Source organism: Pseudomonas sp. PSKL.D1 (assembly GCF_028898945.1).
Lineage (GTDB): Bacteria > Pseudomonadota > Gammaproteobacteria > Pseudomonadales > Pseudomonadaceae > Aquipseudomonas.
In genome coordinates, this window is record NZ_CP118607.1 from 214,160 (window position 1) to 232,162 (window position 18,003).

Sequence of the window (18,003 nt, forward strand, 5' to 3'; positions counted from 1 at the left end):
CGAATTGTCACAAAATTTTTCATGAAACCCGCCCGCACATCTTGAGAGAAGCAAAGTGGAAGTGAACAATGTTCTCTTTCGCATCTCCTTCGAGACTGGCCATGAATCCCCGTTCCCGTCTGCTTGCCTGGCTGCTGTGGCCAGTGCTGGCGCTGTGCAGCACTACCGTGCTGGCCGAATCCTCTGCCGATGCTGCCAAGGCATTGCACTTGCTCGACTACATAGGTGCCGATTACCCACCAACCGTGCGGGACGGCAAGGTAGTAGACCCGGCAGAATACCGAGAGCAGCAGGAGTCCAGTGCAGCCTTGGCCGAACTGGTCAAAAGCCTGCCGGCCAACGCTGAACAGGCGGGCTTGCAGCAGGGCGCACAGGCGCTGAGCTCAGCCATCGACCAGCGTCAGGACGGGGCCAGTGTTGGCCGTCTGGCGCGACAGCTAGGTGCGCGGCTGGCGGTGGCCTATGAGGTCAGCCAGGCCCCGATCATCACGCCGGACCCCGCTCGCGGCGCCTCACTTTATGTACAGAACTGCGCCATTTGCCACGGCGACACCGGTGCCGGTGACGGCCCGGCTGGAGTGGGGCTTGAGCCTGCTCCAGCGGACCTGCGCAATGCCCAGCGTATGGACCAGTTAAGCTTGTACGACCTCTACAACACCTTGGGGCTGGGCATGGATGGCACCGAAATGCCTGCGTTCACCGACCAGCTCGACGAGCGTCAGCGTTGGGACGTGGCAGCCTACATCGCCAGTTTCACCGCTAACCTGCAGGCCAGCAAAGGCGACAAAACCTGGAACATAGCGGACCTCGCACGGCAAACCCCGGCAGAGATCGGCGCCAGCGAAGGCGCTGCTGCGGTGGAGGCGTTCCGCGCCCAGCGGGCCCAGCCGCCGCAGGTCAAACGTGGCCCTGCGCAGCTGCTGGAATACACCTCCACCACGCTCGACAAAAGCTTGGCCGCTTACCGAGCAGGTGACCACGATCAAGCTTACGACCTGTCGGTTGCTGCCTACCTTGAAGGCTTCGAGCTGGTGGAAAGCTCGCTGGATAACATCGACACCCAAGCCCGCAAGGACACCGAGAAATCGCTGATGGCATACCGCCAATCCCTGCAGGATGGGTTGCCCGTGGCCCAGGCCGAACAGCGCCTTACCGAAGCCAAGGCCAAGCTGGACCAGGCTGCCAAGCTGCTGGGCAGCGATGGCCTGAGTTGGTCGCTCAGCTACATTTCCGGCCTGCTGATCCTGCTGCGCGAAGGCCTTGAGGCGATCCTGGTGTTGGCGGCAATACTTGCCTTCCTGCGCAACACCGGCCAGCAGTCGGCGGTGCGCAGCGTCAACATCGGGTGGGGCCTTGCACTGGTTGCGGGCTTCGCCACCTGGGCACTCGCTGCCTATGTGATTGACGTTGGCGGTGCCCAGCGTGAGCTGCTAGAAGGCTGTACCGCGTTGTTTGCCGCGGTGATGGTGCTGTGGCTGGGCGTGTGGATGCACGATCGTCGCCATGCTGCCGCCTGGCAGGACTACATCAAGACCAGCCTTGTCAGCGGAGGCGGGCGGTTCGGCTTTGCGGTGCTGGCATTCTTCTCGGTTTACCGGGAGCTGTTCGAAGTCATCCTGTTTTATGAAACCCTGTGGCTGCAAGCAGGGCCTGCCGGGCATCAGGCAGTGCTGGCCGGTGGTGCGACGGCGCTGGTCTTGCTGGTTGGGCTGGCCTGGGTGATCTTGCGGGGGTCGGCGAAGCTGCCGCTGTCGTTGTTCTTCAGCATCAATGCGGCGCTGCTGTGTGCGTTGTCGGTGGTATTTGCGGGGCATGGCGTGAAGGCGTTGCAGGAAGCGGGGGTGCTGGGTACGCGGCCGGTGTCGTTCTTCGAGTTCGACTGGCTGGGCATTCATGCCGATGCCTATTCGCTGGGGGCGCAGGCGGTGGCGTTGTTGGCCATTGTGGTGCTATACAGCCGCAGTCGCCTGGCGGAGAAGCGTCGGGCTGCAGTTTAAAGGTTGGTGCTGCTGGCCTCATCGCGGCTAAAGCCGCTCCTACAGGGGTTACGCGTGCCCTTGTAGGAGCGGCTTCAGCCGCGATGAGGCCAGCACTGAAAAAAGAGATTTCTGCAATGCGCATCTGGATCGACGCCGACGCCTGCCCAAAGGCAGCCAAGGACCTGATCGTAAAATTCGCCCTCAAGCGCAAGCTTGAGGTAATCATGGTAGCCGGCCAGGCGGTGGCCAAGCCCAACTTTGCCGTGGTCCGCCTGATCGTGGTACCCAGCGGCATGGACGCGGCCGACGATTACCTGGTCGAGCATGCCGAACCCGGGGAACTGGTGATCTGCAGCGATGTTCCCCTGGCCGACCGTCTCATCAAGAAGGGCGTTGCGGCCCTGGACCCGCGTGGCCGTGAGTTCGACGAGCGCAACATGGGTGAGCGGCTGGCCGTGCGCAACCTGTTCACCGAACTGCGTGAGCAAGGCCAGGTCGGCGGCGGCCAGGCGCCTTATGGCGAACGCGAAAAACAGGCGTTCGCCAATTCGCTGGACCGCATCCTTACCCGCTTCAGCAAAGGCTGATCATTCGCCCTCGTGGGTCAGCTCCAGCACTCGGTCCACGAGTTTGTAGATGCCGCCAGCAGCCTCACTGATGGACTTGGCTTCCATGTAGGCTGGGGTGGTCACCAGTTTGCGCTGGGCGTCTTCAACGATGTCGTGCACATCGCAGTCCTTGTGGGTGCCACCCATCTTGGTCACTGCCGCAGCGGTATCAGCGTCTTTACCGATGGTGCACAGCACCCCGGGGCCATAAATCTTGGCAGCCAGCGCTGGCGAGATGCAGATCAGGCCAACCGGCTTGCCCGCCTCGGCAAAGGCTTCGGCCAGTGCCAGTAAGTCGGGATGAACGGTGCAACCGGCGCCTTCAATGGCGAAGTTGGATAGGTTCTTGGCCGCCCCGAAGCCGCCTGGCACGATCAGCGCGTCGAACTCTTCGGCTTTGGCTTCACGAATGTCCTTCACCTCGCCCCGGGCAATGCGCGCCGATTCCACCAGCACGTTGCGCGACTCGGGCATCTCGTCGCCGGTCAGGTGGTTGATGACGTGCATCTGCGCGATGTTGGGCGCAAAGCATTGCACCTGTGCGCCGCGCTGGTCGAGGCGCAGCAGGGTGATCACGCTCTCATGGATTTCGGCACCGTCGTACACGCCGCAACCGGAAAGAATCACCGCTACTTTTTTGGTCATGCTCATTACTCCATTTTCGAGGCGCTAAATGTCCTCTAGTTTGGCAGATGTGGCCATAGGGATTCGTGTGAGCGCATCCTAATCTCTGTGGATAACCCTTGAGAGCGTTGCCCATGGACCTGATTCTGTTGGCCGTGCCGTTTTTCTTCGTGCTGATCGCGGTTGAACTGGCCGCGGATCGCCTGCGTGGCCAGCGCAATTTCACGTTGGCAGATTCCGTGAACAGCCTCAGCACTGGCGTGCTGTCGACCAGCACCGGGCTGCTGACCAAAGGGGTAGGGTTGGTTACCTATGCTTTGGCCTGGGAGCACCTGGCGCTTTATCGCTTGCCCGAGCATGCGTGGTGGGTGTGGTTGCTGGCCTTCGTGCTGTATGACCTCTGCTATTACTGGCTGCACCGCCTGGGGCACGAGCGCAATGTGCTGTGGGCGGCCCATTCGGTGCATCACCAAAGCGAGGAATACAACCTCACCACCGCACTTCGTCAGACCAGCAGCGGCTTTATCTTTTCCTGGATTTTCTACCTGCCGTTGGCGCTGCTCGGTGTGCCGCCACTGGTGTTCATCACCGTGGCTTCGCTGAACCTGCTGTACCAGTTCTGGGTGCATACCCGGCATATTCCCAAACTGGGCTGGCTCGAGTGGGTGCTGATCACGCCGTCCAACCATCGCGTTCACCATGCGCAAAATCCTGTTTACTTGGATCGCAACTACGGTGGTGTGTTCATTCTCTGGGATAGGCTGTTTGGTACGTTCAAGGAGGAAGACCCTGCCGAGCCGGTGATTTTCGGCGTGACCACGCCCCTCGCCAGCTGGAACCCGTTGTGGGCCAATCTGCAGTTCTATGCCCAGTTGTGGAACGACGCCCGGCGCGCGGGCAGCTGGAAGGACAAGTTACGCATCTGGTTCATGCCCACAGGATGGCGGCCTGCGGATGTCGCGGCACGTTATCCACAGGCCAAGCAAGACCTGGCGCAGTTTCGCAAGTTCGAGATCGCGTTGGGGAGGGCTCAGCAGGTGTATATCGTGCTGCAATTCGCTGCCTACGTGGCGCTGGGCAGCTACCTGATGGATGTTGCTAGCCGTAGCTCGACCGCAGCGCTGATGCTGGGCTGGTCGATGATGGCGTTGGGGTTGTTCGCGTTGGGCGCTGCACTGGAAAACCGGCCTTGGGCAATGCGGCTGGAATGGGTGCGTTTGCTGGTGACCGTGCCGGCACTGTATCTGGCCGGCACTTTGGGTTTAGCGGTGGTCACGCCGTTGTTCTGGCTGCTGCTCGGCGTTTACATCCTGATCAGCTTGCTCGGGCTGGGCTTCTGCCGCCGCACGGCGCTCGGCACGAATGGTGCGAAACCGACGGCGCAGCCACAGCAGGCCACCCAGGCCCAGCAAGCCACCGAGCACCCATAGCTCGTACTTCTTGATGCTGCCCAGCATGCCTTCGAGGATGGCGCCGAAGTGATAGGCAGCCAAACCCAGCACCAGTGCCCACACCGCAGCGCCAATACCGTTCAGCAGAAGGTAACGACGCGGTGGGTAACCCGACAGGCCAATGGCCACGGGCATGACTGTGCGCAAGCCGTAAACGAAGCGGAAGCTCAGCACCCAGATGTCGGGGTGGCGGCGGATGTGTTCCAGGGCGCGGTCACCCATCGCTTGCCAGCGCGGTTTGCGTGCAAGGATCTTGCGCCCGTGGCGGCGGCCCATGAAGTACCACAGCTGGTCGCCAGCATAGCTGCCGCAAAAGGCGACCAAAACCACCAGCTTGATGTCCATGTACTCGCGAAACGCAAGAAACCCTGCAAGTACCAGGATGGTCTCGCCTTCGAAGAAGGTGCCTAGAAAAAGGGCAAAGTAGCCGAAATCCTGCAGGAATTGTTGAAGCATTTTCTGAGGTGCTGGCGAAATGAACGCGCAGCCTACCCCTTCGCGCGCATTCGGGAAAGTGTCCAAATGTGTCTCGACGTGAACATTTCCTACAACCACAATGGCTTCGGCAACAAGACGCGGCTTGCATCAGGCTGTCACACAGGCGTCATAATGGCTGCTTATCGTCCCGCGTAATTGATGATAGGGCGTTAACGTCCTCCAGGAACGTCCAGATGAATAATGAAGTGCTCACCCCTGTCACGATCAAGGACGCCCAGGCCGTCCCCGAAGAAGTCGTACAGACCCCGCCGGACCTGCCCGAAGCTCAAGAGCCGGTACTTGAAACCGCTGTTGCTGCGGCCCCGGCGCCCGCGCCTGCGCCAGCCATCGCCACGATAAGCCTGGACGACAGCAGCCTGTACATTCATCGCGAACTGTCGCAGCTGCAGTTCAACATTCGCGTGCTGGAACAGGCGCTGGATGAGTCCTACCCGCTGCTGGAGCGGCTGAAGTTCCTGCTGATCTTCTCCAGCAACCTGGACGAGTTCTTCGAGATCCGCGTAGCCGGCCTGAAGAAGCAGATCAATTTCGCCCGCGAACAGGCCGGCGCGGATGGCCTGCAGCCGCACCAGGCCCTGGCGCGTATCAGCGAGTTGGTGCACATCGAAGTTGACCGCCAGTACGCGATCCTCAACGACGTGCTGCTGCCAGAGCTGGAAAAGCACGCGATTCGCTTCATCCGTCGCCGCTACTGGACGCCCAAGCTCAAGACCTGGGTACGCCGCTACTTCCGCGACGAGATCGCACCGATCATCACGCCGATCGGCCTTGACCCGACCCACCCGTTCCCGTTGCTGGTGAACAAGAGCCTGAACTTCATCGTCGAGCTTGAAGGCGTCGATGCCTTTGGCCGCGACTCGGGCCTGGCGATCATCCCGGCCCCGCGCCTGCTGCCACGGGTTATCCGTGTGCCTGAGGATGTGGGCGGCCCAGGTGACAACTACGTATTCCTGTCGTCGATGATCCATGCCCACGCTGACGACCTGTTCCAGGGCATGAAGGTAAAAGGCTGCTATCAGTTCCGCCTGACCCGAAACGCCGACCTTGCACTGGACTCCGAAGAAGTCGACGACCTGGCCCGCGCCCTTCGCGGTGAGCTGTTCTCGCGCCGTTACGGCGATGCCGTGCGCCTGGAAGTGGCCGACACCTGCCCGAAACACCTGTCGGACTACCTGCTCAAGCAGTTCAGCCTGAGCGAGAGCGAGTTGTACCAGGTCAACGGCCCGGTCAACCTTACTCGCCTGTTCAGCATCACCGGCCTCGACAGCCACCCGGAGCTGCAGTACACGCCGTTTACCCCGGCGATTCCAAAGCTGCTGGTAAATGCCGACAACATCTTCAGCGTGATCGGCAAGCAGGACGTGCTGCTGATGCACCCGTTCGAGTCGTTCACGCCGGTGATCGACCTGCTGCGCCAGGCCGCCAAAGACCCGCACGTGCTGGCCGTGCGCCAGACCCTGTACCGTTCTGGTGCCAACTCCGAAATCGTCGACGCGTTGGTGGACGCCGCGCGTAACGGTAAGGAAGTTACCGCCGTGATCGAGTTGCGGGCGCGCTTTGACGAAGAGTCCAACCTGCAGATGGCCAGCCGCCTGCAAGCAGCCGGTGCCGTGGTGATCTATGGCGTGGTGGGCTTCAAGACCCACGCCAAGATGATGCTGATCCTGCGTCGTGAACAGGGTGAGATCGTGCGTTATGCGCACCTGGGCACTGGCAACTACCACGCCGGCAACGCCCGCCTGTACACCGACTACAGCCTGCTGACCTCTGATGACGCCCTGACCGAGGACGTCGGCAAGCTGTTCAGCCAGCTGATCGGCATGGGCAAGACGCTGCGCATGAAGAAGCTGCTGCACGCGCCATTCACCCTGAAGAAGGGCATGCTCGACATGATCGCCCGGGAAACCCAGTTCGCGCTGGAGGGCAAACCCGCGCACATCATCGCCAAGTTCAACTCGCTGACCGACGCCAAGGTGATCAAGGCGCTGTACAAGGCAAGCCAGTCGGGCGTGAAAATCGACTTGGTAGTGCGGGGTATGTGCTGCCTGCGCCCAGGTATTCCGGGGGTTTCGCACAATATTCAGGTGCGCTCGATCATCGGCCGCTTCCTGGAGCACACGCGCGTGTTCTACTTCCTCAATGGCGGCGAAGAGCAGATTTACCTGTCCAGCGCCGACTGGATGGAGCGCAACCTCGACAAGCGCGTCGAGACCTGCTTCCCGGTAGAAGGCAAGAAGTTGTTGCTACGGGTGAAAAAGGAGCTGGAAGGCTACCTTACCGACAACACCCATGCCTGGACGCTGCAACCTGACGGGCGCTACGTGCGCAGCACGCCAACCGGTAACCAGAACCCGCGCAGTGCCCAGGCGACCCTGCTGGAGCGCCTGAGCAACCCGGTGCTTAACGTACGCTAAGCACAAAGCCGACCCGGGTCAGCCACTCCGCTTCGTTGGCGAAGTCGGCCTGGGTCAGCTGGTTTTGTTCCAGCCAGCCCTCTGGGAAGGCCACGTCAAGGCTCTCGCCGGCAGCCTTGAGTTGCACTTTTGGCATTTGCTGATTACCACGGATGTGGTGGAAGAGGATGGCGAAGCGCAGCAATACACACAGGCGCAACAGCTTGACGCCCTCGTCGCCCAGTTCGGCAAACTTGTCCTTGGGGATGTTGCGGCGGTGGCCACGCACCAGCAGTGCCATCATCTGCTGATCTTCACGGGAGAAGCCAGACAGGTCGGAATGCTCGATCAGGTAAGCGCCGTGCTTGTGGTAGTGATAGTGGGCGATATCCAGGCCGATTTCGTGGATTTTGGCTGCCCAACCCAGCAAGTCGCGCCAGTTTCCGTCTTCCAGATCCCATGCCTTGGCCACTTGATCGAAGGCGTGCAATGCCTTGCGCTCGACACGGGCAGCCTGGCCTTGGTCGACGTGGTAGCGCTCCATCAGGGAATTCAGCGTGCGTTCGCGAACATCTTCATGGTGGTGACGGCCCAGCAGGTCGAACAGCACGCCTTCACGCAGTGCGCCATCACAGTGTTCCATGCGTTGCAGTTCCAGCGCATCGAAAATGGCTTCGAGAATGGCCAGGCCAGCCGGGAAGATCGTGCGGCGGTCAGGTTTTACGCCGTCGAAATCGATCTTGTCGACTTCGCCCAGCTTGAACAGCTTGCGCTTGACCCAGGCCAGGCCCTCGGCGTTGACTTCGCCATTGCCCAGGCCGCCTGACTTGATGGCCGCGCCAATGGCGCGGATGGTGCCGGATGAGCCGATGGCTTCATCCCAGGTCAGGCGGTGCAGCGCGTTCTCGATGCTCATCAATTCCAGGCGCGCGGCAGTGTAAGCCTGTGCATAACGTGCCGGGGTAATCTTGCCATCGCGGAAATAGCGCTGGGTGAAGCTCACGCAGCCCATTTGCAGGCTTTCACGCAGAAGCGGTTCGAAGCGCTGGCCGATGATGAACTCGGTGCTGCCGCCGCCGATGTCGGCAACCAGGCGCTTGCCAGGGTTATCGGCCAATGTGTGCGATACGCCCAGATAGATGAGGCGCGCTTCTTCACGGCCGGAGATCACTTCAACGGGATGCCCAAGAATCTTCTCGGCACGTTGTATGAAGATGTTCCGGTTGCGCGCTTCGCGCAGCGCGTTGGTGCCAACAATACGCACGGCGCCCGACGGCATGCCATTGATCAGTTGGGCAAAACGCTTGAGGCACTCCAGGCCTCGCTGCATGGCTTCTTCGGTAAGCAGGCGGTCTTCGCCGATGCCCGCGGCCAATTGAACCTTTTCACCCAGGCGCTCGAGAATACGGATCTCGGTGTGGTGAGCCTTGGCCACGACCATATGGAAGCTATTGGAGCCAAGGTCGATGGCGGCGATCAGGGACAGGTTCTTCGCAGTGGTATGCGGCATGATCTGAGTGTTCTCGGTCGTTAACCCGGCAATCGTGCCACGATCCTTGGCTGTCGCCAACGCGCGGTTCACCGGGGCTTGATGCAAGGCAATGTGCCATTCGATGCTATGACACTTGTGTGACAGTTTCGATTCGCGGCGTCTTGCACAACTATAGTTACACTCAATCGTCCGTGACTTCCTGTAATCAGCCTCTGCGGCTATGATGGGCCACGTTTTTTGCTTACGACCCTGGAGATATCCATGAGCAGCGATCTGATCAAACACGTCACCGACGCCACCTTCGAAGCCGAAGTGCTGCAGGCTCAAGGCCCGGTGCTGGTCGACTACTGGGCTGAATGGTGCGGTCCATGCAAGATGATCGCTCCGGTTCTGGACGACATCGCTTCCACCTACGAGGGCAAACTGACCGTCGCCAAGCTGAACATCGACGACAACCAGGAAACCCCGGCCAAGCACGGCGTGCGTGGCATCCCGACCCTGATGCTGTTCAAGAACGGCAACGTCGAAGCCACCAAGGTTGGCGCACTGTCCAAGTCGCAGCTGGCCGCGTTCCTCGACGCTCACCTGTGATGTGAAAAGCCCCGCAAAAGCGGGGCTTTTTTTTGCCTCAAGGAACAATTTACCCCCCGAAGGCCACTAGACGCAGAAAAAAGCAAGTGTTACATTCGGCCTCGCACTGATTTTTAAGTGCCCTCTGCACGCCGTCGCCGAAGCATCCCTAATTCGAATCAGTACGCGATCCTGTCGCCATCTAGCGGCGCGGCCTCATTAAGCCAAAGCTTAATTCTCCCTTCTTACATGATTACGTCACTCCCCTTATGAACCTGACTGAACTCAAGCAAAAGCCGATTACCGATCTTTTGGAAATGGCCGAACAGATGGGCATCGAAAACATGGCCCGTTCGCGCAAACAGGACGTGATTTTCGCCCTGCTGAAGAAGCACGCGAAAAGCGGCGAAGAGATCTCGGGTGACGGCGTGCTGGAGATTCTCCAGGATGGTTTCGGTTTCCTGCGTTCGGCTGATGCGTCTTACCTGGCCGGCCCCGATGACATCTACGTCTCGCCAAGCCAGATCCGCCGTTTCAACCTGCGCACCGGCGACACCATCGTCGGCAAGATCCGCCCGCCTAAGGAAGGGGAGCGTTACTTCGCGCTGTTGAAGGTCGATACCATCAACTTCGACCGTCCGGAAAACGCCAAGAACAAGATCCTGTTCGAAAACCTGACGCCGCTGTTCCCCAACAAGCGCCTGAAGATGGAAGCCGGTAACGGCTCCACCGAAGACCTCACCGGCCGTGTCATCGACCTGTGCGCGCCTATCGGTAAAGGCCAGCGTGGCCTGATCGTTGCTCCGCCGAAAGCGGGCAAGACGATCATGCTGCAGAACATCGCGGCCAACATCACCCGTAACAACCCAGAGTGCCACCTGATCGTCCTGCTGATCGACGAGCGCCCGGAAGAAGTGACCGAAATGCAGCGCACCGTGCGCGGCGAAGTGGTCGCCTCCACCTTCGACGAGCCGCCAACCCGTCACGTGCAAGTGGCCGAGATGGTCATCGAGAAGGCCAAGCGCCTGGTCGAGCACAAGAAGGACGTGGTCATTCTGCTCGACTCCATCACCCGTCTGGCCCGTGCCTACAACACCGTGATCCCGAGCTCCGGCAAGGTACTGACCGGTGGTGTTGACGCCCACGCCCTGGAAAAGCCGAAGCGCTTCTTCGGTGCCGCCCGTAACATCGAGGAAGGCGGTTCGTTGACCATCATCGCCACCGCGCTGGTCGAAACCGGCTCGAAGATGGACGAGGTGATCTACGAAGAGTTCAAGGGTACCGGCAACATGGAGCTGCCGCTGGACCGCCGCATCGCCGAGAAGCGCGTGTTCCCGGCCATCAACATCAACCGTTCCGGTACTCGCCGCGAAGAGCTGCTGACTGCCGACGACGAGCTGCAGCGCATGTGGATTCTGCGCAAGCTGCTGCACCCGATGGATGAAGTGGCTGCCATCGAGTTCCTGGTCGACAAGCTCAAGCAGACCAAGACCAACGATGAGTTCTTCCTGTCGATGAAGCGTAAGTAAGCGTTTCGATTCGGGATTGATTGGGGCCGCTTCGCGTCCCATCGCGGATAAATCCGCTCCTACAGGTGGTTGACCTGTAGGAGCGGATTTATCCGCGATGGGACGCGAAGCGGCCCCAATGCATTTTTGCCCCAACGAACCCCTGATCGGCGCTACACTCTGCACCCCCGACCGATACGGCCAACACGAGGCTCTTGCATGCAGTATCGCGATTTGCGCGACTTCATCCGTGGCCTGGAGCAGCGCGGCGAACTCAAGCGCATCCAGGTTCCGATCTCTCCCGTCCTGGAAATGACCGAGGTCTGCGACCGCACGCTGCGTGCCAAAGGCCCCGCCTTGCTGTTCGAAAAGCCCACCGGCTTCGATATTCCGGTGCTGGGCAACCTGTTCGGCACCCCGGAGCGGGTTGCCATGGGCATGGGCGCCGAGTCGGTCGATGAACTGCGCGAAATTGGCAAGCTGCTGGCATTCCTCAAGGAGCCGGAGCCGCCAAAGGGCCTGAAGGACGCCTGGTCCAAACTGCCGATCTTCAAGAAGGTCGTGTCGATGGCGCCGAAGGTAGTCAAGGACGCGGTGTGCCAGGAAGTGGTAGTTGAAGGTGACGATGTCGACCTCGGCCAACTGCCGATTCAGCATTGCTGGCCGGGCGACGTTGCCCCGCTGATCACCTGGGGCCTCACCGTTACCCGTGGCCCGAACAAAGACCGCCAGAACCTGGGCATCTACCGCCAACAGGTCATCGGCCGTAACAAAGTGATCATGCGCTGGTTGAGCCACCGTGGCGGCGCGCTCGATTACCGCGAATGGTGCGAAAAGAACCCGGGCCAGCCTTTCCCCGTGGCTGTTGCGCTGGGTGCAGACCCGGCAACCATCCTCGGCGCCGTTACACCCGTGCCGGATACGTTGTCCGAGTACGCCTTTGCCGGCCTGCTGCGAGGCAACCGCACCGAACTGGTCAAGTGCCGTGGTAGCAACCTGCAGGTGCCTGCAACCGCGGAGATCATCCTTGAAGGCGTGATCCACCCCGGCGAAATGGCCCCCGAAGGCCCGTATGGCGACCACACCGGGTACTACAATGAGGTGGACAGCTTCCCGGTGTTCACCGTCGAGCGTATCACCCACCGGCAAAAGCCGATCTACCACAGCACCTATACCGGCCGGCCGCCAGATGAGCCGGCGATTCTGGGTGTGGCACTCAACGAAGTGTTCGTGCCGATCCTGCAGAAGCAGTTCCCGGAAATCGTCGATTTCTACCTGCCACCTGAAGGTTGTTCGTACCGCATGGCAGTGGTGACCATGAAAAAGCAGTACCCGGGCCACGCCAAGCGCGTGATGCTGGGTGTGTGGTCGTTCCTGCGACAGTTCATGTACACCAAGTTCGTTATCGTAACCGACGACGACATCAACGCCCGCGACTGGAACGATGTGATCTGGGCCATCACCACGCGCATGGACCCCAAGCGTGATACGGTGATGATCGACAACACGCCAATCGATTACCTGGACTTTGCGTCGCCGGTATCGGGGCTGGGGTCGAAGATGGGCCTGGATGCCACCCACAAGTGGCCGGGCGAGACTACACGCGAATGGGGCCGGGTCATCGTCAAGGACGAGGCCGTCACCCGCCGTATCGATGAGCTGTGGGATCAGTTGGGAATAGATTGATGCAGGTAACGTTGCAGCCGTCCGGGGCGGTGCTGGCGCTCGAACCCGGGGAACGGATCCTGGATGGCGCCCGGCGTTTGGGCTACGACTGCCCGAACAGCTGCCGCAATGGCAATTGCCATGTCTGCGCCGCGTTGTTGGTCGAAGGGCGGGTGCGCCAGAATGGCGAAGTCCGCGATCACGGCGAATTGTTCACCTGCATTGCCGAGCCGCTGGAGGACTGCGTGCTGCTCTGGGATGGCGTGCTCGCTTTGGGCGAGCTGCCGGTACGCAAACTGGCCTGCAGCGTGGGTGAGTGCGTTGAAGTTGGTGGCGATGTGTGGCGAGTGCGCCTGCGCGCGCCGGCGGGCAAGCCACCGCGCTACCATGCTGGCCAGTACCTCATGATCGAGCGTGAGGGTGGCAAGCAGGCTGCCTTTTCGTTGGCCTCAGCGCCGCATGCAGGGCGGGAGCTCGAGTTGCATGTGCTGGGGCGTGAGGCCAGTGCTCAGGAGCTGCTCGCACAATTGCAGCGTGATGGCTTGGCGCGCATTGAGCTGCCATTTGGTGACACTCACCTGGCTGAATTGCCGGATGGCCCCTTGGTGCTGATTGCAGCGGGTACCGGCATGGGGCAGATGCACAGCCTGGTCGAGCATTGCCGGGCTCAGGGTTTCAAGCATCCAGTACACCTCTATTGGGGCGTACGCCGCCCGGAAGACTTCTACACCATCGAGCACTGGGATGAGTGGGAGCGCCTGCCGAACCTGTTCCTGCACAAGGTGGTCAGCGACCTGTGTGGCTGGGAAGGGCGATGCGGCATGTTGCACGAAGCGGTGTGTGAGGACGTTGCAGACCTGAACACGGTTCACGTGTATGCCAGCGGCTCGCCAAACATGGTGTACGCCACGCTCGACGCGCTGGTGGAAGCCGGTATGGACGCGCATCGAATGCGCGCAGACGTGTTTGCCTACGCCCCTCGCGGCTAATAACTCAAGTTACGGCAAGTGGGTATAAGGCGGCTATTGTTACCGCCTTTGCCCATAACTTTCGTGTCAATTGGAATAATACTCCCCAGTCGTCGGAACTGGCCGAGAAACATGTGCTCCAGGGGTTGAGCATTGGCCAGTTTGTGTCCTATGGTAAATGCAAGGAACCCGGAAACGGCGGCGCAAGGCCTGCCACGCTGAGGTTCAGGCTTTATCTGTAGTTCACAGGGAATGATGGCGGCAGCTTATGTCGGCAATTGAAAGTTTGTCCTGGGAAGTTTCCTATCCGCCGGTGCTCGACTTTGGTCAGCAACTCACGCGCGAGCAACTCTACAACTCCATGCAGTCGACCATGTCGCAGCATCAAGGCGGCCCAGTGTGGTTGTTTGCGTATGGTTCGTTAATCTGGCGCCCGGAGTGCAACTCGGTTGAACGGCAACGTGCGCGGGTGCATGGCTACCACCGCGGTTTGTACTTGTGGTCGCACGAGCATCGTGGCACGCCTGAGACACCAGGGCTGGTGTTCGGGCTTGATCGTGGCGGCTCATGCAGTGGTTTTGCCTATCGGCTTGAGGACAGCAACCTCGATGACTCGCTGATGGCGCTGTGGCAGCGAGAGATGCCTTATCCGGCCTATCGGCCGCATTGGCTGAGTTGTCGGCTGAGTGACGGCAGCAAAGTGCAGGCATTGGGCTTTGTGCTGGAGCGGCATTTGCCGTGCTACGCCGGTAACCTGCCAGATGCACTGCTGAGCCGGATTTTGGCCAGTGCCAAGGGCCGGTACGGCACCACACGCGAATATGTGGAGCAAACGTTGAATGCGTTGCGCAGCCATCAGATGCCGGATCGCGGCCTTGAGGCGAGGTTTAGGCGTTGCCATAACCTGCGCGAGGTTTGATGGCCTGGCCCCATCGCGGGCTTGCCCGCGGTGAGGCCGAACCTGCCCTACCTGGCCAGCACCACCAACTTACCCACAGCCCGACGCTGCCCCAGCTCTTCAATCGCAGCCCCTGCCTCACCCAGTGGATAAGTCCTGGACACCAGCGGTTTCAACTTGCCCTCGGCGTGCCAGGCAAACAGTTGCCTGAAGTTGGCCGCATTGTCTTCAGGCTGGCGCTGCGCAAACGCCCCCCAGAACACGCCAAGCACCGCCGCCCCCTTCAGTAGCACCAGGTTTGCAGCCATTTGCGGGATCGTCCCGCTGGCAAACCCCACCACCAGGAGCCGGCCATTCCACGCCAGCCCGCGTACCGCGTGATCGAACAGCTCACCACCGACCGGATCGTAGATCACATCCACACCTTGGCCCCCGGTCAGCCGCTTTATTTCGTCCTTGAGGCTGGCTTTGCTGTAGTCGATCAGTTCGTCAGCCCCAGCCGCTTTGGCAATCGCGAGCTTCTCGGCGCTACTGGCTGCGGCAATTACCTTTGCCCCCATTGCCTTGCCGATCTCCACGGCTGCCAGGCCTACACCACCCGATGCTCCCAGTACCAGCAGTGTCTCGCCCGGCCGCAATTGGCCACGCTGACTGAGTGCATGCATTGAGGTGCCGTAAGTCATGCCGAATGCGGCAGCTGTGGTGAAATCCATGCTCTCGGGAATAGGCAGCACGTTATAGAACGGCACCGCGACCTGCTCGGCAAAGGCCCCCCAGCCAGTCAACGCCATCACCCGGTCGCCCACCTTGAATGCCCCGGCTTTCTCGCCCACGGACGCGACAGTGCCGGCTGCCTCGCCACCCGGTGAAAAGGGCATCGGCGGCTGGAACTGGTATTTGCCCTCGATGATCAGCGTGTCGGGGAAGTTGACCCCGGCCGCCTGCACGTCAAGCAGGATTTCGTTCTTCTTCGGTACCGGGCTGGCGACTTCTTCCAGCACCAGGTTGTGAGCCGGGCCCAAGGTTTTGCACAACACCGCTTTCATCGGGACTATTCCTTTGCCTGTGGTGGCCGATAAGTGTAGGAGGGCCACCTCCCGGGTCAACGAGCATGGCCCGCCCTGATGCACCGGCATAAGCCCGGGCTTGGGTTTGAGCGGTGTGCTGGGTAAGCTGGCGCCAACTGTATTGAGGAGTGCATTCGTGAAAGCGTGGATCTTGATGGTACTGGCCTTGATGCTGCCAGCGGCGGCCATGGCCGAAGAAGCCAAGGAAGGGGTGCCGAAAGTGGCCTACATCAGCCTGAGCCCACCCTTTGTGGGTAACTACGCCCTCGACGGCAGCCCCAAGCTACGTGTTTACAAGGCCGACGTCGCATTGCGTGTGACCGGCGACGAAGCTGCCAAAGCCGTTAAGCACCATGAGCCGTTGATCCGTAACCAGCTGGTGGCACTGTTCACCCAGCAGGGTGTGGATAACATGAGCAACGTCGAGGCCAAGGAAAAGCTGCGTCAGGAGGCCCTGAAGCAGGTCCAGCAAGTGATGGAAGCGGAAGAGGGCAAGCCGATTGTCGAAGACTTGCTGTTCAACAACCTGATCGTGCAGTGATCCAACGCATCGCGGATTAATCCTTGTAGGAGCGGATTTATCCGCGATGCGGCGCGCAGCGGCGCCTGAAGCACGCTGCCCCTCTCTTCTACCTCATCGCGCCAAGGCAACAATCGCCGCCCACTGCTCCTCGGTCACCGGCATCACCGACAGCCGCGTACCCTTCTGAACCAACGGCAGCTCCACCAAGGCACTCTGCTGCTTCAGCAAGCCCAGCCCCAGCACCTGGCGGAATGTTTTCACATGCGCCACATCCACCGCGCTCCACGGGTTCTTCTCGGTATTCGCCTTGGCATCAAAGTAATGGCTTTCAGGATCCAGCGCCGTAGGGTCCGGGTAGGCGGCCTTGATGATCTTCGCAATCCCGGCAATCCCGGGCTGAGGGCAGCTGGAGTGGTAGAAGAAAAATTCGTCACCCTCGCTCATGGCCCGAATGAAATTGCGTGCCTGGTAGTTGCGCACACCATCCCAGCGCGCCTCGCCCAAGCGTTCCAGCCCTGTAATGGATAGCTCGTCGGGCTCGGATTTCATCAGCCAATAGGCCATTGGTACTGCTCCTGAAAAGGTTTGAAATAACCTGTTGCACGAAACCGACAGCCGGTTGGCGTCAACGTTTGCGTGTCGACTCAGGTTGTCGGAAAATGCGCCGATTTTAAAGCTAGACGCTCCGGCGGCACCTAGAAGGTCGTGGAGCATGGACAGTTTGCCTAGGGGGGCATTCTTCGATGAATCAACGTAAACCGGACCTGCTCTGGGTTCTGGTCTTCATCTTTGGTCTTGGTGTTGTTACCACCGGTTATGCCCAGGGTTTTCTGGAGCGTAAGCAGGATGCTGCCTATCAGGCACAGGCAGTAGCTACCCAACCGCAACGCTGACTCCCGAGGCGCGTCGCTCATTTCGACGCCAGGTACCAGCCACGGTCCGAGACCGTGCCCTGCAACGGTACATCCCAGCTGGCTTGAGCCAATCGCTCCACCTTTTGGCATTCGTGGGCCAGGCCCAGCAGCAATGGCTTCTTCCAGGCCTTGCGACGTGCCTGATACGCCAGGCTGCGATCGTAGAACCCACCGCCCATGCCCAGGCGACCGCCAATCTCATCAAACCCCACCAGCGGTAGCAATATCAGGTCCAGCGACCAGATAGCGCGTTGGCGTTTGCGCTCGGTAATCGGCTCTGGAATACGGAAGCGGTTGCGCTTGAGCCGCTCGCCCTGCTCGAAACGCTGGAAGACCATGCGCGTGCGCGGCCAGGCGTGCAGTACTGGCAAATAGGTGTGCTTGCCTCTGCGTTGGGCTTCTCGCAGTAAAAAACGCGGGTCGATTTCACCGTCATTGGGCAAGTAGAGTGCAATATGACGGGCGCGTCGAAACAGCGGGTGCTGCGCCAGCTGGCGATACAGGCCACGTGAGGCCTGGCATTGCTGTGCAGGTGTCAACGCTCGGCGAGCATTGCGAAGCAGGCGACGAAGCTGCGGGCGGGTAAGCGGCGCGGTGTCTGTCATGGCACGGGCGTTCCCGGGTGTCGGATTGCCTGCCGGCTGGCAGGCAATGAGGAAGCAGGCTCCCCGATAAGACCGCTATCGGTGTAGCCCTTGAACCCGAAAGTTCAAGGTGGAGATTGCAGGGGGCGTTAAGGCTTTCCGTCGGGCGGACATGCACACCGGCCCCAGCGTGCAACCCCCGTGGTTGTGCGTATCGGCTCAGGGACATAACCGACTGGCGCATCCCCCAGGGAGTGGCGC

General features: G+C 60.6%; 16 protein-coding genes, 1 other RNA gene and 1 pseudogene. 11 read left to right on the forward strand and 7 right to left on the reverse strand.

Going from position 1 to position 18,003, the window contains the following annotated elements; translation table 11 throughout:
- Nucleotides 1–68 precede the first annotated feature (68 nt).
- Both PVV54_RS00810 and PVV54_RS00815 read left to right on the forward strand, forming a co-directional pair.
- Nucleotides 69–1,997 (forward strand): FTR1 family protein, encoded by a 1,929-nt coding sequence (locus PVV54_RS00810; protein WP_274908146.1) that lies wholly within the window; start codon nucleotides 69–71, stop codon nucleotides 1,995–1,997.
- A 116-nt stretch (nucleotides 1,998–2,113) separates the two neighbouring features.
- Complete coding sequence (locus PVV54_RS00815; protein ID WP_274908147.1) at nucleotides 2,114–2,566, forward strand: YaiI/YqxD family protein; 453 nt, start codon at nucleotides 2,114–2,116, stop codon at nucleotides 2,564–2,566.
- Here the strand turns inward: PVV54_RS00815 and elbB are convergent, their stop codons facing one another.
- Entirely contained in the window at nucleotides 2,567–3,232 is a 666-nt protein-coding gene (gene elbB / locus PVV54_RS00820) for an isoprenoid biosynthesis glyoxalase ElbB (protein ID WP_274908148.1), read from the reverse strand.
- 113 nt (nucleotides 3,233–3,345) lie between these two features.
- On the opposite strand from elbB, the pseudogene PVV54_RS00825 reads away from it, so the two are divergent.
- Nucleotides 3,346–3,972 (forward strand): annotated as a pseudogene (locus PVV54_RS00825) (sterol desaturase family protein); the annotation flags it as partial.
- A gap of 501 nt (nucleotides 3,973–4,473) precedes the next feature.
- Here PVV54_RS00825 and PVV54_RS00830 read toward each other — a convergent pair.
- On the reverse strand, nucleotides 4,474–5,118 hold the full coding sequence (locus PVV54_RS00830) for a DedA family protein (RefSeq protein ID WP_274908149.1): 645 nt from the start codon (nucleotides 5,116–5,118) through the stop codon (nucleotides 4,474–4,476).
- Nucleotides 5,119–5,333: 215 nt separating this feature from the next.
- Here PVV54_RS00830 and ppk1 point away from each other — a divergent pair, with 215 nt between their 5' ends.
- Nucleotides 5,334–7,574 carry a polyphosphate kinase 1 gene (ppk1, locus tag PVV54_RS00835; RefSeq protein WP_274908150.1) on the forward strand — a complete coding sequence of 747 codons (2,241 nt, stop codon included), beginning with the start codon at nucleotides 5,334–5,336 and terminating at the stop codon, nucleotides 7,572–7,574.
- Here the strand turns inward: ppk1 and ppx are convergent.
- A complete protein-coding gene (gene ppx, locus PVV54_RS00840; RefSeq protein ID WP_274908151.1) occupies nucleotides 7,561–9,063 on the reverse strand; it encodes an exopolyphosphatase in 1,503 nt (500 codons plus the stop codon). The genes ppk1 and ppx overlap by 14 nt on opposite strands.
- Nucleotides 9,064–9,306: 243 nt before the next feature.
- Here ppx and trxA point away from each other — a divergent pair, with 243 nt between their 5' ends.
- The 5 genes from trxA to PVV54_RS00865 all read left to right on the forward strand — a co-directional run bounded on the left by trxA (nucleotide 9,307) and on the right by PVV54_RS00865 (nucleotide 14,675).
- On the forward strand, nucleotides 9,307–9,636 hold the full coding sequence (gene trxA, locus PVV54_RS00845; protein ID WP_009684153.1) for a thioredoxin TrxA: 330 nt from the start codon (nucleotides 9,307–9,309) through the stop codon (nucleotides 9,634–9,636).
- 248 nt (nucleotides 9,637–9,884) lie between these two features.
- The gene (gene rho / locus PVV54_RS00850) at nucleotides 9,885–11,144 is read left to right on the forward strand and encodes a transcription termination factor Rho (RefSeq protein WP_274908152.1); all 1,260 of its coding nucleotides are present in this window, start codon (nucleotides 9,885–9,887) and stop codon (nucleotides 11,142–11,144) included.
- Between the two features lie 198 nt (nucleotides 11,145–11,342).
- Nucleotides 11,343–12,809, forward strand: coding sequence for a 4-hydroxy-3-polyprenylbenzoate decarboxylase (ubiD, locus tag PVV54_RS00855; protein ID WP_060513169.1), 1,467 nt, complete (start codon nucleotides 11,343–11,345; stop codon nucleotides 12,807–12,809).
- On the forward strand, nucleotides 12,809–13,777 hold the full coding sequence (locus tag PVV54_RS00860; protein WP_274908153.1) for a CDP-6-deoxy-delta-3,4-glucoseen reductase: 969 nt from the start codon (nucleotides 12,809–12,811) through the stop codon (nucleotides 13,775–13,777). The genes ubiD and PVV54_RS00860 overlap by 1 nt, the downstream gene beginning before the upstream one ends.
- Nucleotides 13,778–14,024: 247 nt before the next feature.
- Nucleotides 14,025–14,675, forward strand: a complete 651-nt coding sequence (locus PVV54_RS00865; RefSeq protein ID WP_274908154.1) for a gamma-glutamylcyclotransferase — start codon at nucleotides 14,025–14,027, stop codon at nucleotides 14,673–14,675.
- Nucleotides 14,676–14,722: 47 nt separating this feature from the next.
- Here PVV54_RS00865 and PVV54_RS00870 read toward each other — a convergent pair whose 3' ends face one another.
- The gene (locus PVV54_RS00870) at nucleotides 14,723–15,700 is read right to left on the reverse strand and encodes an NADPH:quinone oxidoreductase family protein (protein WP_274908155.1); all 978 of its coding nucleotides are present in this window, start codon (nucleotides 15,698–15,700) and stop codon (nucleotides 14,723–14,725) included.
- A 157-nt stretch (nucleotides 15,701–15,857) separates the two neighbouring features.
- On the opposite strand from PVV54_RS00870, the gene PVV54_RS00875 reads away from it, so the two are divergent.
- The gene (locus tag PVV54_RS00875; protein WP_274908156.1) at nucleotides 15,858–16,262 is read left to right on the forward strand and encodes a flagellar basal body-associated protein FliL; all 405 of its coding nucleotides are present in this window, start codon (nucleotides 15,858–15,860) and stop codon (nucleotides 16,260–16,262) included.
- 93 nt (nucleotides 16,263–16,355) lie between these two features.
- On the opposite strand, the gene PVV54_RS00880 is transcribed toward PVV54_RS00875, so the two are convergent.
- Nucleotides 16,356–16,808 (reverse strand): EVE domain-containing protein, encoded by a 453-nt coding sequence (locus PVV54_RS00880; protein ID WP_274910364.1) that lies wholly within the window; start codon nucleotides 16,806–16,808, stop codon nucleotides 16,356–16,358.
- Nucleotides 16,809–16,987: 179 nt separating this feature from the next.
- Here PVV54_RS00880 and PVV54_RS00885 point away from each other — a divergent pair, with 179 nt between their 5' ends.
- Nucleotides 16,988–17,137, forward strand: coding sequence for a hypothetical protein (locus PVV54_RS00885; RefSeq protein ID WP_274908157.1), 150 nt, complete (start codon nucleotides 16,988–16,990; stop codon nucleotides 17,135–17,137).
- A 17-nt stretch (nucleotides 17,138–17,154) separates the two neighbouring features.
- On the opposite strand, the gene PVV54_RS00890 is transcribed toward PVV54_RS00885, so the two are convergent.
- Both PVV54_RS00890 and ssrS read right to left on the reverse strand, forming a co-directional pair.
- On the reverse strand, nucleotides 17,155–17,763 hold the full coding sequence (locus PVV54_RS00890; protein WP_274908158.1) for a 5-formyltetrahydrofolate cyclo-ligase: 609 nt from the start codon (nucleotides 17,761–17,763) through the stop codon (nucleotides 17,155–17,157).
- Between the two features lie 56 nt (nucleotides 17,764–17,819).
- Nucleotides 17,820–17,999, reverse strand: a non-coding RNA gene (ssrS, locus tag PVV54_RS00895) — 6S RNA.
- Nucleotides 18,000–18,003 lie beyond the last annotated feature (4 nt).